The sequence below is a fragment of the Halanaerobium kushneri genome (assembly GCF_900156285.1).
In the GTDB taxonomy this organism is placed as follows: domain Bacteria; phylum Bacillota; class Halanaerobiia; order Halanaerobiales; family Halanaerobiaceae; genus Halanaerobium; species Halanaerobium kushneri.
The window spans coordinates 25,349-41,454 of record NZ_FTNC01000005.1 but is presented as its reverse complement, the minus strand read 5'-3'; the positions used below and the strand labels follow the sequence as shown (position 1 = coordinate 41,454).

Genomic DNA, 16,106 nt, shown 5'->3' with positions numbered 1-16,106 from the left:
TTATATTAGTTGGGGGCGGAAATTTCAATCATTTATTTGACATTATAAAATTCGTTTGCAAAAATAAATAATATTTTTAGAGAAAGTAGTTAAAATCAAAATCTTAATTTATATATAGCATCCATAAATTCTATTTTAAACTTAGCAGGAGTTAATTCCTTTTCTGCCGCCTTTTCCCCAGCTAGAGAATAATAATAAACTGCTGTTTGGGCTGCCTCAAATAAAGATAAATTGGAATTTTTTGCTGCAGCAGCAAAAACACCTAATGTTGACCCCAGCATACAGCCTGTGCCCACAACTTTTCCCATTAGAGGATGACCTCTGTTGATCTCAGAGAGTTGGCGGCCATCACTAAGCAAATCAATCTCAGAACTGACAACAATAACTGCTCCTAACTTTTTGGCCAATTCTTCTGCAGCTTCAGCTGTATTTTTGTATTCACCAATCGACTCTACACCTCTAACTTCAGCTTCTTTTCCGGCTAAGAAAGATATCTCACCTTGATTGCCCTTAATTATTGAAATTTTTAGCTCAGCTAATATTTTTTGAGCTGCTTCAATTCTAAACTTTGTAGCTCCAACTCCAACGGGATCTAATACTATTGGAATTCCTAGTTCATTTGCTCTTTTACCTGCTTTAAGCATTGACTCAAGCTGACAGGAAGAAATAGTCCCCAGATTTAGAACCAGAGATGAAGCATTTTCCACCATCTGAGCTGATTCTTCTACTGCTGGGGCCATCACCGGCAGAGCGCCCCAGTTTAAAGTTATATTAGCACAGTCATTAACTGTCACATTATTTGTTATATGATGAATCAAAGGCTTTTCTGCTTTGATAATTTTTTTAAACTTTTTTAACCTTTCGGCATATTCTTTTCTATTTTGACTAGTTTCTGCTGACAATTTAGGACCCTCCTTTTAGATTTTGCTTTTTTGATTATTTGCTTAAATTCTCGAGTTTCATTTTCTATCTTTTCCGCTTTTGTCAGAGCTGTAATTACCGAAATACAGTCAGCCCCACTTTTGATTACCTGTGGGGCATTGCTTTTATTCAGGCCTCCAATTGCTATCAGCGGTAAATCAGTTCTTTTTTTAATCTCAGCCAATCTCTGCAGACCAATTCCATTTTTATCTGAATTGAGCTGCTTAGATTTAGTCTTAAAAATTGCTCCCACTCCCAGATAATCTGCACCATCAGCTTCAGCCTGAGTGATTTCTTGATCCCGGCAGGCACTAAGGCCAATAATCTTATTTGGACCTAAAATTTTGCGGGCAGACCGCAGAGGCAGGTCGCTCTGCCCCAGATGCACACCATCTGCATCTAAAGCCAGAGCCAGGTCAAGCCGATCATTGACTATCAATGTGATCTGATATCGACTGCATATTTTTTTAATCTGCTGTCCCAGCTTAAATTTTTCCCGCAGAGACAAATTTTTCTCCCGCAGCTGAATTACATCAACTCCAGCTGCAGCTGCTTCTTTCACAACTTCTATAGTTTTTCTGCCAGCTGATAAACTTTCTTCTGTGATTAAATAAAGATCCCAGTTTAGCATTTTTACCTCCTAATATCTTATTTGACTAGATAAACTTAAGAAAACTGCTGATTGGAACTATGCTGCAGATTTTGAAGCCGCCAGAAATGATTGACCGGGCTATTACCCTGGCCAACAGGAAAATTATTTTTGATGGCCCCGGTAATAAATTTCTTTGCTTGGCCCACTGCTTTTTCCATGTCCATTCCCCGAGCCAAATTTGAAGCAACTGCTGCCGAAAGAGTACAGCCTGTTCCATGAGTATTATTTGTAGGAATATGTTCTGCTTCAAATTCTATGAACTGGCTGCCGTCATAAAGGAGATCAACTGCTTTTTTTGCTGACCTCTTTTTAGTTGTGTGACCGCCCTTGATCAGCACCCAGCTGCTGCCGTAAGTTATTAGCTTTTCTGCCAGAACTTGCGGATCATTATTTTCTTCAGTTTCTACACCTGCCAATACTTTCGCCTCATATAGATTAGGTGTTATAATTTCCGCCAGCGGAAAGAGTTTTTCTTTATATGTTTCAACTGCTTCTTCTTTTAATAATAAGTCACCACTTGTAGCTACCATTACTGGATCAACAACCAGATTTGGCAGAGAATATTCTTTTATTTTTGCAGCTATCTGCTCAATAATCTGACTGTTGGCCAGCATACCAGTTTTTAAAGCAGAAAATTCTATATCTCTTAAAACAGAATCCAGCTGAGAAATTACCGCCTGAACACTTAAAGTTTTTACTCCCTGTACTCCCAACGTATTTTGAGCTGTAACTGCTGTTATTACTGACGCTCCATAGACTTGATGAACTGTCATTGTTTTTAAATCAGCCTGGATCCCTGCTCCTCCACCAGAGTCAGAACCAGCTATTGTTAAGACTTTCTTCAATATAATCAGCTCCTTTTGCTTGCTCCAATTTCAATTCTCTAATCTTTAAAATTAATTCAGTCAATTTTCTATCTTCATTATTAATTTAAATCTTCAATAAATGATAGGCTGTCTGCCTTTTCCACTGCTTTTAAGAATAAATAGGCAATCACTGCCCCTCCAGCTGCACTTAAAGAAAAAGGAATAACAAAGAAAAACACTGTGGAACCGCTGCCCATCAAAAATCTGGCAATCGGATAAGCAGCCACTGCTCCCAGAAGTCCTGTTCCAATTAACTCTCCCACCAGAGCCCACCCCTTAGATTTAAACTTTTGATAAAGCAGACCGGCTATTAAGGCCCCAATCATACTGCCCGGAAAAGCCAGCAGAGAACCGGTTCCCAGCATATTTCTAAGCAGAGAAATTGCAAAAGCATTCCAAACTGTATAGGCAGGCCCCAGTAAAACAGCGGATAAAATGTTAATTAAATGCTGGACCGGAAAAGCTTTGGCCACTCCCACTGGAATATAGATTAAGTGTCCTGTCATTGTTCCCAGAGCAATTAAAAGTGCCGAAAAGGTCAATTTCTTATTATCCATTCTAATCATCCTTTCAGAATTAAGTTAATATTTATTTTGATAATTAGTTTTAGTCATCGTCAGTTTTTCTAAGTTCTTATTTGACTTCTATTAAATCAGGACTTAAATATTATTTAACTAAGCTGCTGATCTACTATTTTCATCGCACAATAAGAGCCACACATTGTACAGGCATCTTCTTCCTTTAAAGTCTGGTTGTGGGCTGCTCTTGATTCTTTTAATTTTTCTGGCGCCAGGGCCAGCTCAATCTGCTTTTCCCAATCTAATTTTTTTCTGGCGGCTGCCATCTGATTATCTCTCTCCTTTGCCCCCTTAACTCCTTTTGCAATATCTGCAGCATGAGCTGCAATTTTGCAGGCAATTACTCCTTCCCGCACATCTTCAATATCAGGTAAGCCAATATGTTCAGCCGGGGTAACATAACAGAGGAAATCCGCCCCCGCCGCTGCCGCTGCTGTGCCGCCAATTGCTGCTGTAATATGGTCATAACCAGCTGCAATATCTGTAACTAAAGGTCCTAACACATAAAATGGAGCCTCTTTGCAGAGTTCTTTCTGCAGTTTGATATTTGTTTCAATCTGATCATAGGGTACATGGCCTGGTCCTTCCACCATCACCTGGACTTCCGCCTCGCGAGCTCTATCTACCAGTTCACCCAGAACTAAAAGTTCATGGATCTGAGCTCGATCTGTAGCATCTGCCAGACTGCCCGGACGGAGAGCATCACCAAGACTTAAAGTTACATCGTTTTTATAGCAGATTTCAAGTAAGCGGTCATAATACTCAAAAAGTGGATTTTCCTGATTATTATGGAGCATCCAGGCTGCCATAAACGATCCACCCCGGCTGACAATATCGGTTACTCTTCCTTCAGCCGCCAGATGTCTTAGAGTTTCTAAAGTCAAGCCGCAGTGGACTGTAATAAAATCTACCCCTTCTTCAACCTGAGCTTTAATCACTTCAAATAATTCTTCAACTTTCATCTCAATTATTCCCCGTCCTGACTTAACTGTTTCTACAGCCGCTTGATAAATAGGGACTGTTCCGACAGGAACTTCAGCATTTTTTAGTATAGCTGCTCTAGTTTCTTTTATTTTATCTCCCGTAGAGAGGTCCATAACTGCATCTGCTCCAGCTTTAACTGCTGCCTCCAATTTTTTTAACTCAGCTTCAATAGAATCATAATCTTCAGAAGTACCAAAGTTAGCATTAACCTTAGTTTTTAAACCTCTGCCAAAGGCCTTTGCCTTTAAATTTTTGTGGTTAACATTTGCCGGTATAACAATAGTTCCTGCAGCAATTCCTTGACAAATAAATTCTGCAGCCACCCCTTCCTCCGCTGCTGCCATCCTCATCTCTTTACTTATTTCACCATTAATTGCTTTTGTCATTTGAGTCATTTTGCTCAGCTCCTTATAATTTTGAAATTAATTTAGAATATTATATAAAAATCAGTTTAAAAATCATTGCAAAATAAAAACACAGCTCCCAATTAAGGAAACTGTGTTTTAAAATAAAGTAATCATATTAATAATCACTCCCCACAACTCCCTTCGCTGGTATTATCCAGATCAGGTTCTAAGGGTTAAAGCATCTGCTTTATCTCAGCCCAAGGGCTCCCCTGTTTCATTTATTAAATTGTACTGAGCTTTCTTTTATAAACGCATGGTCAGCTCAGCATTAGGGCATCGAGCCCGTCATACTCGCTTTCTTTTATAGCAAATAAATAGATTTGCCTTAGCACATTGAGTGCATCACACCATTAGCATTGAGTGCGTCATTATTTTTTTTCTAGTGCCTTCATTACAATTATCAGCACAATATAAGTAATTATAGTAGTTGGAATCAAAAATGTCGCATTATAAATAGTAGAATAGGCCCAGACATTCTGACCCTCAGGTGCATAACTGCCAAAAAAGATAACTCCTGATAAAATGTGAACAATTAACCTTAAGGCCGAGGCAACTACCACTGCCCAGAACATTTTAAGAGGCTTAATAATCTCGTCTTTCCTGATCTTAAACATACCCGCTGCACCCAAAACCATATAAGGCAGAGGATAATCCATAATTAACTGAATCGGATGAATTATATAAGCTCCAAACATCAGCTGCAGCAGTCCATAGGCCAGACCACTAAACATTCCGGCTCCTACTCCCCAGCGGAAAGCAATCACTAAAATCGGCAGCATTTCTAAACTTATTGAACCACCCTGCGGCATCCGCCAGAGTTTAAGAAAATTTAAAACAACTGCAAGAGCAACAGCCACCCCAATTTCTGCCAGCATTCTTGTTGAAAATTTATTCTGCATAATAAAAACCCTCCTAATTTGTGAGGAACAAACCGGAGGGTTTAAGGTCTTTTTATTTTACCTACGCCTGCATTACCAGGATCAGGTAGTGGGTCGATGATTGCTCATCCTCTCAGCTTCCAGTTTGGCTCCCCGTTCTTTAATTTTTAAATCTAGTCATGTAGAAATTTCTATCTAGCTGTATTATACAATAGAAATTGAGATTAATCAAATGGGATTTTGATATTTTTTCCTTAGTTCTGAAAAACCTGTTCCCCATCTAATAATTCTGCACCATTTTTTCTTTCATTTTCTGCTTCAGCTCATAACCTTTATTTTTTGAACATTAAGCCCTTCTTAATTTCTCGACTTACTGTAGTTCTATGACAGTTATATGCTTTATAACCCCCAAAATATTGAAATAGCAATTGGTACTATAACAGCCATTATTATTTCTAAGGGTGCACCTACTAGTACATAATCCCTAAATTTATAACCTCCCGGTCCATAAACCATTAAATTTGTTTGGTAGCCTACCGGGCTCGCAAACGAAGCACTAGCAGCAAATGTTACTGCTAAAACAAAGGCAAAAGGATTTGCTCCAATCTGATCTGCAGCATTTATTGCCACCGGAATCATAAGTACCACAGTGGCATTATTACTTATTATATCTGTAAGTAATGTAGTCATATAATAAAATATCGCCAAAACAATAATATCCGGTAAAAATCCTGCAATATTTAAAATCTGATTAGCTATAAACTTAGCAGTTCCAGTCTGCTCAATTGCAACCCCTAGTGGTATTAAACCCGCTAAAAGAAAAATAACTTCCCAATTAATTGAATCATATATTTCCTGTGGATCTATTAATTTTAAGATAACCATTGCTGCAATACCTGCTAAAGTAGCAATCGGAATCGGCAATATTTTAAGTGATGCCAAAATAATTATCGAAAAAGCGATTCCTACTGATAAAATAATATCTAAAGGCTTATAAGCAATAGTTTCTGTTTCATCCCTTTCTCTTATTATAAAGTTTTGATTTTCTTTTAGCCTTTCTATAGTATTTTCAGCAGCCAGTAATAGAAGAACATCCCCTTCTCTCAAATAAAAATTTTTAATATCAGTATGGGCAATTTCTCCTCCATGTCTAATTGCAAGCAAACTTGCATCATAACGATTAAGGAAATTAACATTATTTATAGTCCTGCCTTTCAAAAACGAGTTATCAGGAATAACTAATTCAATTACTTTTTGCCCGGTTATCTCGTTTTCTAATTGTGCCTGAGAAATTTTAATTTCTGGTAGAATAATTACCCCATTAATCTTTGCAAATTCTAAAACAGTTTCATAATCTGCTCTAATAACCAAATGATCATTTGGCCTAATTGTTTTTAATTCTAGAGGTTCCATATATTTTTCATTATTGCGATTTAATTGTATAATATCTAAATTCTTACCCTTATTTGACAATAATTCTCCTATATCCTGTCCAATTAAAGGAGAATTTTCAGCTATTTTTATTTCAGTTAAATATTTTTCTATCTCATATTCTTCTATATAATCTTTTAGATCATGTCTAATTCTTTCGGGTATTAAGCGGTGTCCAATTGTTATTAAATATAAAATTCCCACCACAAATACTACTATCCCTAATTTTGTGAATTCAAACATGGAAAAAGGATGGTTTATCAAGCGAGCAGATACCTGACTTCCTAAAAGATTAGTGGATGTCCCTAATAAAGTTAATGTACCACCCAGCATAGCAGCATAAGAGAGTGGGATTAACAATTTAGAGGGAGATACTTTTGTTTTTCTAGCTAAATCAGTCACCATAGGTATAAAAGTAGCAACTGTCGGAGTGTTATTAATAAAACCAGCAATAATACCTGTCAGTCCACTTATTGCAATCACTTGTTTTTTCTCATTATCACCAGTATATTTAATAATTTTATTTCCTAGAAATTGCATTGCTCCACTATTTTGAATTCCCCTACTAATTACAAACATTGCCATAACTGTAATTGTCGCTGAATTACTAAATCCTGATAAAGCATCCTCAACTGAGACCTTCGTCCAAAAATCAAGTATAATTAAAATAACTGGTATACATAAAGATATAACACCTATTGGAAGCGGCTCCCATATAAACATAACTAAAAGCAAAAATATTAATAAAATAATAATAAGTATTCCTTGATTAAAAGTTGGTGTACCTTCAATATTTGTCTTATTTTGACTTTCTTGTGCCTGTACACAATATGGTTGAAAAAAAACAAATAATAGAATAAGCAAAATGAATACTGCAGTTAAATAATTATTTTTTGTTAACATATTCATCTCCTCCTATTAAATTCAATATTTTTTAATCAGCTTCGTTTTAAATTATTTTAGTTTTTTTTGCAGCAGAATTTCTCATTTTATTTTAATAAATTTTATTTTATTTTTCAAGTATCTAAAAATATATTTCAATAAATTTTATCTTGTGTTTTTAGATGCTGCAGCTTACTGATCCTGCTCTCTGCCTATGCAAAATTAAATTATAAAATTCCTTTTTCAATTGAAAGTTTTAGGCTGGCCTGTTAAACTAGAAGCAAAGAAAAAAATATAATCCAGAATTGGGGTGAACCACCTTGCTAAATATAAAAAAATTGTTTAAAAAATACAGTGGGGATATGCTGAGCGGTTTAACCACTGCTACTATTGCTCTGCCGCAGAATATGGCCTATGCTTTAATTTTAGGAATTAATCCAATTTACGGAATTTACGCCTCTATTTTTTCGATGCTGACTGCCTCTATTTTTAATTTTTCTTCTTATGTAATTGTAGGTCCTACCAATATGATCACAGTTGCTCTCTACAGCAGTTTAAATAATTTTCAGGGAGAAAATTATCTGCAGGTCATATTTTTAACGACCTTTTTAATTGGTTTATTCCAATTTTTACTTGTCAGTTTTAACCTCAGTGAATTAATAAAGTACATTTCACACCCTGTTGTTGTCGCCCTTTCTCATGGAGCAGCTATTTTAATTCTATTTTCTCAAATAGAAAATTTCACCGGGGTCAGGGTCAGTGGTTCAAATGTAATCACCAAAAGCACCCAGTTTATTTCAAATATTTCCGAGCTCAATTATCTTAATTTAGCAGTTGGGGCAGCAACTTTATTTTTAATCTTTGTGATACCCCTAATCAAGAAATCACTGCCGGAATATCTAATAACAGTAGTCTTAATGACTATCCTAACTACAACAGCTGGAATTAATCAGTCAATACCACTGGTTGGAGAAATTCCGAAAAGAATTATAGATTTTCATCTGATAAGTTTAGACTGGGGTCTAATCGGTCAGGTTTATACTAAAGCCTTTTCTATTGCCTTATTGGGACTGATTCAGACAATGGCTGTACTGCAGTCTCTGGCTTTAAAAACAGATGAGGAACCCAACTTTGATCGAGAGTTTAAGAGTCAGGGAATTACCAATATGGTTATTTCATTTTTTAGCGGCTTTGCCATTTCTTCTTCCTTTGCCAAGACATTTGCCAACTTGAGTGCTGGTGCCAAACACAGAGTTTCACAATTTTTTTCTGCCATTTCTATTGTGTTTTTTATTTTATTTTTCAGAACTTATCTAGCCTATATTCCAGTTTCTGTCTTAGCAGGTCTAGTTATAGCTGCAGCTATAGGCATTTTAGATTTCAAAGAAGTAATTAGGAATTTAAAAACTACTAAAGGAGATGCTCTAATTTTCAGCTCAACCTTTATTGCTACAATTGTGCTGCCAAATATTGATCAGGCAATCTATTTTGGTGTTTTAGTTTCTTTAGTTGTCGTTTTACAAATTTCAAAAAAAGCTGATATTGATATGCTCTATTATGATAAAAAAGACGATGACCAGGGTTATCATCTGCACCATGTCCACCATAAAAAAGCTGATGAATCTGAAATCTCATCCCAACAGGCAAGGGTCGTTGATCTCAAAGGGGCGGTTCATTTTAGTGCTGCTGATGATTTAAAAGATCAGCTGGAAGAATTTTTTGAACCAAATACAGATTTTATTATCAGGCTGAGAAATGTCAGAAGAATTGATATCACAATTATTAAAGTTTTAGAAGAATTTATAGACCAGGTTCAGGAAAATGGTGGGGAGATTATGCTGACTGGAGTTAATGAGCGTTTACTTAAAATGTTCCGTAAAATTGGGCTGACTGATAAAGTAGGTGAAGGTAATATTTATCTATCTGAAACCGAATATTTCGCAGCTACAAATAAGGCTCTTGATTTCAGCGAACATGAACATGAAAAAAAGGAAAATGAATCAGATGAAAATAATTAAACTCCCAACTCAAGCTGCAGTAATTTTAAATCTGCAGTTTAAATTGGGAGTTGTTTTTTATTAATATTTAACTTTTACTCTCTTAAGCTGTGACCCTGATTCTGACTTACATAACGACCAAGTGAAGCTATTATACCGCCGATACACTGACGACAATCTCCTGCTTCTTCATTTACACATATTTTATCTGGATAAATCTGATACTGTTCTCGATATCTGCCATCTGTTACATTAGGCATAACTACATTGGCTCCTGCCTGCAGAGCTTTTTGGCGCCCTTCAGCATCAATGGTCCCCAGCGCAGTTGTCGCCGGAATATGTGCTAAAGGTAGTAAAAGTCGGCTTAAAGCAGTAAATTTTAAAGTCATCTCGACTGTTCCTTTTTCACTCCCTCTTAACGGTGTCTGCTGATGGGGAATAAAAGGACCTGAACCAATCATATCAAGTTCTAAATCCTGACAGAGCAGCAAATCTTCAGCCAGAATTGCCGGAGTCTGATCCGGCAGACCAATTATAACTCCACTTCCAATCTGATAACCTAAAACCTTTAAATATTTTAGACTTTCAATTCTATTTTCAAAACTCATTCCTGGATGATATTTTTGATAAAGTACTTTATCTGCTATTTCATGTTTTAAAAGATATCGATCTGCCCCAGCCTCCCGCCAGAGTTTATAAGCCTCAAAATCTCTTTCTCCCAAACTCAGAGTTACTGCCATAGCTGTAGTCTTTTTAATTTTTTTGATAATTTCAGCTATTTCTTCTGCAGGATAATCATCCTCTCCTGACTGCAGAACCACTGTTTGATAACCCAATTCAGACGCCATTTGAGCAGTTTCAATAATTTCTTTTGACTTTAACTGATAGCGTTTGAGCTGCTGGTTATCTTTTCTCAATCCACAATAATAACAGTTTTGTTTACAGTAGCTGGAAAATTCTATAATAGCTCTTAAATGTACTTCATCACCACAAATTTCGTCTCGCTTTTCATCTGCTTTTTGTAATAAATAATCTAGATTGGCTAAATCTTCTGCCAATATAGCAGTAATATCCTCTTTATTTAATTGAGCTTTATCATATGCCTGATCAATTATTCTTTTGATTTCAAACTGATTCAACTAAATCACTCCTACAATTTTTTCTTGATCCTGGTGCCAGAGTTCTAAAGCTTCTGGAAAAGGTTCCAGAGCTCGGTCCAAAATCCCGTGCAGCCAGGCAATACCCATTCCATAATTAATCACCGGAACCCCCGCAGCCTCTGCTTCCTTCAGCCGTGATAGAACTTCTTTACGGTTTAACATGCAGCTGCCGCAGTGTAAAATCACTGTATAGTCTTCCAGATTATCTGGAAATTCCCTACCTGAAACATGGTCAAATTCAATTTCAGGGCTTATTTTACTGTGGATCCAATTTGGTATTTTGACTGTCCCAATATCATCCTGCTGACGTCTGTGAGTACAGGCTTCAGCTACCAGCACTTTATCTCCGGCCTTTAATTTTTCCATTGCTTTTGCTCCCCGGACAAAGGTCTTCAGATCACCTTTATAACGTGCAAATAAAACGGAAAAACCTGTCAGCAATATTTCTTCTGCTACCTCTTTGGAAACTGTTTCAAAAGCCTGAGAATCAGTAACTACAATTTTGGGAGGATTTTTTAATTTATCAATTTCTGATTTAACCTTTGTTTTTTTAGTTACAAGAGCAGCAGCGTCATGATCCAGAATATCTCTAATTGTCTGTACCTGAGGCAGAATTAGTCTCCCCTTGGGAGCAGCACTATCAATTGGAGTCACTAAAACAACAGTATCACCTGTGTTAATTAAATCTCCCATAATTGTCTGGCGGCTGCAGTCTTCCGGCATCTCTTCTGCAATTACTTCTCTAATTAAGTCTATATTAATTTCCTGGTCTGCACTGGCTTTAATGAATTCGAGCTTGAATTTCTTTAAAAATTGATCAAGCTCCTTTAAAACAGATCTCTGCTCAGCCCTTTCTGTTTCCAAAAGCTCAATTTTATTCAGCACCACAATAAATGGAATATCCCGTTCTTTGAATTCTTTAATCAAATCAGCTTCAAATTCTCCTGCTCCCTGGACCGCAGAAATAACCAGCAGGGCCAGATCAGTTTTGCGCATAATTTCTTTGGTCTTTTTGATCCTCATTTCTCCAAGCTCACCCTGGTCATCAATCCCCGCTGTATCGATCATCATCACAGGACCAATTGGCAGCAGCTCCATTGCTTTATAAACAGGGTCAGTAGTTGTTCCCGGCTGGCTGGAAACAAGGGCCAGCTTCTGATTAGTCAGTTTATTTATTAACGAAGATTTACCAACATTCCGCCTACCGAAAACTGCGATATGTGGTCGATCTCCCTTGGCTGTAGAATTCATTTTTCCACTTCCTTATTTATAATAGTTTCTTAACTTGAAATTAGTTACACTAAAAATCATCAGTAAAATAGAAACAATAATCTTACTCCCTTCTTTAATCTTAATTTGGAGCAGATCAGAATTTGATGCTTGAAATATTAACTATTCTAAAATGGTAACAACTTAAAATCTAAAGATATAAATCGTGCTCTCCCTCTGCAATTGCATCTAATTTATCAGCAATATTTGCTGCTAATTTGGGGTTATCTGCTTCCAATCTATCCATTAAATCTGATAAACATTGTTTACCATGTTTGCGGCTTGTTTCAGTTCCATAATCCTGTAAATATTCTTTAAAAGTAAGCATTGCATTGGGACGACAGAATTCCTGGATTTTTCCAGGCTTAGCCAAATCCATAAAATCTTTACCTGTTCGACCGAGGCGATAACAGGCTGTACAGAAACTAGGTATATAACCATCTTCAGCAATTCCACTAATTATTTCATCTATCGGTCTCAAATCATGCAGTGAAAACTGGGCCAGCTCTTCTTTATTCTTAGCTTTTTTATCATAACCACCAGGAGTTGTTCTGGAGCCAGCAGAAATTTGAGAAACACCATGTTCAAATAATTCATTTCTCATTTCTGTACTTTCTCTGGTTGATAAAATCATACCTGTATAAGGAACTGCCAACCTTAAAACAGCAACTAATTTTCTAAAATCAGCATCTGAAACAGGATAGGGTACTTCGTCTAAAGGAGTTCCTAAAGCAGGATTAAGTCTTGGTACTGAAACAGTATGTGGTCCCACACCCCATTTTTTGTCTAGATACTCTGCGTGAAGCAGCATTCCAATTACATCAAATTTATAATCATAAAGTCCAAACAAAGCTCCGATTCCTACATCATCAATTCCCGCCTCCTGAGCTCTGTCCATCACCGACAATCTCCATTCAAAATTACTTTTAGGACCTGAAGGATGTAATTTAGCATATTGTTTGCGGTTATATGTTTCCTGAAAACAGGTATATGTTCCAATCTCAGATTCTTTCAGCTTTTTGAAATCTTCAGTACTTAAAGGAGCAATTTCAGCATTAATTCTTCTAATTTCTCCCCCATTTTCTGTTTTAACATCATAGGCAGTTTTGATGCTCTCTACAACATAATCTAAATCAGTAATTGGTGCTTCACCGGTTAAAACAAGTAATCTTTTATGACCTTCTCTTTCTAACGCCTCAACCTCATTTCGAATTTCCTGCTGGGATAATTTTTTACGATCAAGCTGATTATTATCTTTACGAAAGCCGCAGTAAAGGCAATTATTAACACATTGGTTAGCAAAATATAGGGGAGCAAAAATAACCAGCCTTTTCCCATAAATTTCTTCTTTGACCTTTCTTGCTGCTTCCAAAAATTGATCAATTAAATTTTCATCCTCAACTTGTAATAAGGTCGCCGCCTCTAGAGGTGTAATTCCATTAAGCTCCAGCGCCTTATCTATAATTCTTTGAACCTCTTTTTTATCTGGTGCTTCAGCTGCAGCCAAAATATCCTCAATCTTTTCATCAGTTATATAATCACAAATTTCAGTTCTGTAATTTTCTCCGAATTCCTCTTTAAAATAATTAACTTCACTCATATTTTTTCCTCCTATTTTTTTACATGTACGTTAGTTTATCTCTACTTAACTTCAACTGAAGTTAAGGCTGATTTTAAATTAACTCCAGGTAAACTTCCCAGCTGACCTGTCATTGCTCCAATTTCATCTGAAGTTCCCTCGACTATTAACGAGATCATTGATAAGCCGTGTTCAGCCGAAGGGATTCCCATCCGACCAATTATACAGTCCGCATTTTTACTTAAAATTTTATTTATCTGATTGCTTACTTTTTCTCTTTGTTCAACAACAACAGCAACTGAGCCAATTCTCTTCTTCATCTTCGTTCCTCCATTAGTTGTGATATATTTCTTTTGTACCAGGTACAAAAAGGCCTTTTTGTACCTGGTACCTATATATATATATATATATATTTTGACATAGAAAGATCCCTCCCCTGATCCTCAGAAATCTCCTTAAATTCAGGAAGTGCTAAAATATGATATCCTTTCAGATAGTTAACCCAGCTGATCAGATATTAACTTTTAATTAATTATAACTCATTTTGGGAACTTGTTCAAGTTTTCACGTTATTTTATTTTTTAATTATTTTAATTTTAAGTATTTTGACGCTCCTCGGGGCAGACCCAGCGAGCTTTCTGCCGATAAAATCTATAACTTATTAAGACCTTAATTACCCCAGATAACAGCTATCAGCGCCTGTTTCTGAAATTATATTCTTGCTTTTTGACCTCAAATGTTGTAAAATTAAATAGGAACACTTTATTCTAAAAATATCTATAGTAAAGTGTTAAAGAATTAAATTAATTTAATTTAATACAAGAAGGGAGAAGTTATAATTTATGTTAAAAAGTAAAAACACTCTATTCATTTTAAGTGCTGTTCTTGTTTTTAGTCTTCTACTTAGTGGAATGGTTTCTGCACAGGAAACCACTTTCCTCTCAATTGCAACCGGAGGTACCTCAGGTACCTACTATCCAATTGGTGGTGCAATTGCCAAGGTCTTAAATGAAAATATAGATGATATGAACGCTTCTGCTCAATCAACAGGAGCCTCAGTAACCAACACCCGTTTAATTTACAATCAGGAAGTAGAACTTGCAATTCTACAGAATGATATTGCTAGCTATGCTGTCAATGGAGAAAGACAGTTTGAAGGTAATCAGGTTAACAATATGAGCGGTATTGCTTCTTTATATCCAGAAGTAATTCAGATTATTGTTCGTAATGATGCAGGAATCAAAAGTATTGCTGATCTTAAAGGTAAAAGCGTAGCCGTTGGTGCTCCTGGTAGTGGTGCTGAAGCTAATGCAAACCAAATCTTAAATTTCTTTGGTTTAACTTATGACGATATTCAAGAAGATTATCTCTCATTTGGTGAAGCAGCAAGTCGTTTAAAGAATAGACAGATTGATGCAGCTTTCTTAACAGCCGGTATTCCAACTGCAGCTGTAATGGATGTTGCTGCAACTCAGGATATTACTTTATTAAACTTCAGCGATGAAGATATTGCCTCACTAAATGAAAGTTATCCTTATTTAACCGGAGTTACCGTTCCGGCTGGAACCTACAATGGTTTAGATAATGATATTCAAACTGTAGCTTTAAAGGCTATTTTAGTTGCTGAATCAAGTTTAAGTGAAGAAGTAGTATATAATATTACTAAAGCAATTTTTGAAAATAGAGACACTCTAATTGCTGCTCATGATAGAGCTAGAGACATTACTTTAGAGGGTGCTAAATCAGGTATGACAGTTGAACTACATCCTGGTGCTCAGAAATATTATGATGAAGTTAAGTAATTTATTAAGACTATAAATGAACTAAGATTATTATAAGAATTAAAGATTAAGAATTAGAGATTAAGAATTAGATTTTAGACTAAGCTTAAAGTTTCATAAATCATATGTAGAAACTTTTAAAAAATAATATCAAGCCTCTAAAATCTACTTAAAGGAGGATAACCGGGTATTGAAAAATACCCGGCTCTCATTTATTATGAATAAAAACAAAAAATTTAAATTTTTTTTGCTTATAGTATCAATTTTAATTTTAATTATTTCACTCTCTATCTTCAAGGTTAATACTCTTCAGATTATTGATTATCAAGCAGATAAAATCATCTGGGAAAAAAAGCTGACAGATGGGGATAATTTTAGTATTAAATATCTACATTCTGTTGCGAAAACACCGGTAATTGAATTCTTTGAAATAAAAAATGGAGAAATATTACTGACAGGAACAGAATATCAGTCTTATGGAGCAGGGCTTCCCACTTCAGCTGGGCAGGGAAATTATATAACCGCAGATGGTAAATTTATAATAGAAAATATTAATCAACAGCTGCCGGAAATAATGCTCAGAGTTAGTGACTATGCTCAACATGAATTCATTTTTAATAATAAAACATTTAAATTATACGAAAAAGTTGAAACTGAAACTCTGCTCCAGATTAAGACTACAGCTTTTAGCTATTTAAGTTTTATCTTAAGGAGGTATTAA

Annotated in this window: 14 protein-coding genes and 1 riboswitch; of the genes, 3 read left to right on the top strand and 11 right to left on the bottom strand. The window is 35.9% G+C overall.

Annotation, left to right across the window (positions count from 1 at the left end):
• Positions 1–95: 95 nt before the first annotated feature.
• The 7 genes from thiM to BW929_RS04735 all read right to left on the bottom strand — a co-directional run bounded on the left by thiM (position 96) and on the right by BW929_RS04735 (position 7,620).
• The gene (gene thiM / locus BW929_RS04765; RefSeq protein WP_073156598.1) at positions 96–902 is read right to left on the bottom strand and encodes a hydroxyethylthiazole kinase; all 807 of its coding nucleotides are present in this window, start codon (positions 900–902) and stop codon (positions 96–98) included.
• Entirely contained in the window at positions 854–1,552 is a 699-nt protein-coding gene (gene thiE / locus BW929_RS04760) for a thiamine phosphate synthase (RefSeq protein ID WP_076544233.1), read from the bottom strand. The genes thiM and thiE overlap by 49 nt, the downstream gene beginning before the upstream one ends.
• Before the next feature lie 35 nt (positions 1,553–1,587).
• Positions 1,588–2,418 (bottom strand): bifunctional hydroxymethylpyrimidine kinase/phosphomethylpyrimidine kinase, encoded by an 831-nt coding sequence (gene thiD, locus BW929_RS04755; RefSeq protein ID WP_073156604.1) that lies wholly within the window; start codon positions 2,416–2,418, stop codon positions 1,588–1,590.
• Between the two features lie 80 nt (positions 2,419–2,498).
• Positions 2,499–2,996, bottom strand: coding sequence for an energy coupling factor transporter S component ThiW (gene thiW, locus BW929_RS04750; RefSeq protein ID WP_076544232.1), 498 nt, complete (start codon positions 2,994–2,996; stop codon positions 2,499–2,501).
• Positions 2,997–3,109: 113 nt separating this feature from the next.
• Positions 3,110–4,396 carry a phosphomethylpyrimidine synthase ThiC gene (gene thiC, locus BW929_RS04745; RefSeq protein ID WP_073156610.1) on the bottom strand — a complete coding sequence of 429 codons (1,287 nt, stop codon included), beginning with the start codon at positions 4,394–4,396 and terminating at the stop codon, positions 3,110–3,112.
• A gap of 131 nt (positions 4,397–4,527) precedes the next feature.
• Positions 4,528–4,629, bottom strand: a riboswitch (TPP riboswitch).
• 147 nt (positions 4,630–4,776) lie between these two features.
• On the bottom strand, positions 4,777–5,307 hold the full coding sequence (gene thiT / locus BW929_RS04740) for an energy-coupled thiamine transporter ThiT (protein WP_073156613.1): 531 nt from the start codon (positions 5,305–5,307) through the stop codon (positions 4,777–4,779).
• Between the two features lie 378 nt (positions 5,308–5,685).
• Complete coding sequence (locus BW929_RS04735) at positions 5,686–7,620, bottom strand: SLC13 family permease (RefSeq protein WP_233493717.1); 1,935 nt, start codon at positions 7,618–7,620, stop codon at positions 5,686–5,688.
• Between the two features lie 299 nt (positions 7,621–7,919).
• Between BW929_RS04735 and BW929_RS04730 the strand changes: the two genes are divergently transcribed.
• Positions 7,920–9,617 (top strand): SulP family inorganic anion transporter, encoded by a 1,698-nt coding sequence (locus BW929_RS04730; RefSeq protein ID WP_084566092.1) that lies wholly within the window; start codon positions 7,920–7,922, stop codon positions 9,615–9,617.
• Between the two features lie 74 nt (positions 9,618–9,691).
• Here the strand turns inward: BW929_RS04730 and hydE are convergent, their stop codons facing one another.
• The 4 genes from hydE to BW929_RS04710 form a co-directional block, all read right to left on the bottom strand.
• Positions 9,692–10,735 carry a [FeFe] hydrogenase H-cluster radical SAM maturase HydE gene (gene hydE / locus BW929_RS04725; protein ID WP_076544231.1) on the bottom strand — a complete coding sequence of 348 codons (1,044 nt, stop codon included), beginning with the start codon at positions 10,733–10,735 and terminating at the stop codon, positions 9,692–9,694.
• Entirely contained in the window at positions 10,736–12,007 is a 1,272-nt protein-coding gene (gene hydF / locus BW929_RS04720; protein ID WP_076544230.1) for a [FeFe] hydrogenase H-cluster maturation GTPase HydF, read from the bottom strand.
• Between the two features lie 169 nt (positions 12,008–12,176).
• On the bottom strand, positions 12,177–13,625 hold the full coding sequence (gene hydG / locus BW929_RS04715; protein WP_073156621.1) for a [FeFe] hydrogenase H-cluster radical SAM maturase HydG: 1,449 nt from the start codon (positions 13,623–13,625) through the stop codon (positions 12,177–12,179).
• A 41-nt stretch (positions 13,626–13,666) separates the two neighbouring features.
• Positions 13,667–13,924 (bottom strand): TM1266 family iron-only hydrogenase system putative regulator, encoded by a 258-nt coding sequence (locus BW929_RS04710; protein ID WP_073156624.1) that lies wholly within the window; start codon positions 13,922–13,924, stop codon positions 13,667–13,669.
• A 522-nt stretch (positions 13,925–14,446) separates the two neighbouring features.
• Here BW929_RS04710 and BW929_RS04705 point away from each other — a divergent pair.
• Together BW929_RS04705 and BW929_RS04700 are read left to right on the top strand one after the other, a co-directional pair.
• Positions 14,447–15,406 carry a TAXI family TRAP transporter solute-binding subunit gene (locus BW929_RS04705; RefSeq protein WP_073156626.1) on the top strand — a complete coding sequence of 320 codons (960 nt, stop codon included), beginning with the start codon at positions 14,447–14,449 and terminating at the stop codon, positions 15,404–15,406.
• 169 nt (positions 15,407–15,575) lie between these two features.
• The gene (locus BW929_RS04700; RefSeq protein ID WP_073156629.1) at positions 15,576–16,106 is read left to right on the top strand and encodes a DUF1850 domain-containing protein; all 531 of its coding nucleotides are present in this window, start codon (positions 15,576–15,578) and stop codon (positions 16,104–16,106) included.

Bases quoted from the DNA above. Each gene is read 5' to 3' on its own strand.
- hydF (WP_076544230.1), bottom strand. From the start codon at position 12,007: ATGAATTCTACAGCCAAGGGAGATCGACCACATATCGCAGTTTTCGGT.
- thiE (WP_076544233.1), bottom strand. From the start codon at position 1,552: ATGCTAAACTGGGATCTTTATTTAATCACAGAAGAAAGTTTATCAGCT.
- thiW (WP_076544232.1), bottom strand. From the start codon at position 2,996: ATGGATAATAAGAAATTGACCTTTTCGGCACTTTTAATTGCTCTGGGA.
- BW929_RS04735 (WP_233493717.1), bottom strand. From the start codon at position 7,620: ATGTTAACAAAAAATAATTATTTAACTGCAGTATTCATTTTGCTTATT.
- BW929_RS04705 (WP_073156626.1), top strand. From the start codon at position 14,447: ATGTTAAAAAGTAAAAACACTCTATTCATTTTAAGTGCTGTTCTTGTT.
- BW929_RS04710 (WP_073156624.1), bottom strand. From the start codon at position 13,924: ATGAAGAAGAGAATTGGCTCAGTTGCTGTTGTTGTTGAACAAAGAGAA.
- thiC (WP_073156610.1), bottom strand. From the start codon at position 4,396: ATGACTCAAATGACAAAAGCAATTAATGGTGAAATAAGTAAAGAGATG.
- thiT (WP_073156613.1), bottom strand. From the start codon at position 5,307: ATGCAGAATAAATTTTCAACAAGAATGCTGGCAGAAATTGGGGTGGCT.
- hydG (WP_073156621.1), bottom strand. From the start codon at position 13,625: ATGAGTGAAGTTAATTATTTTAAAGAGGAATTCGGAGAAAATTACAGA.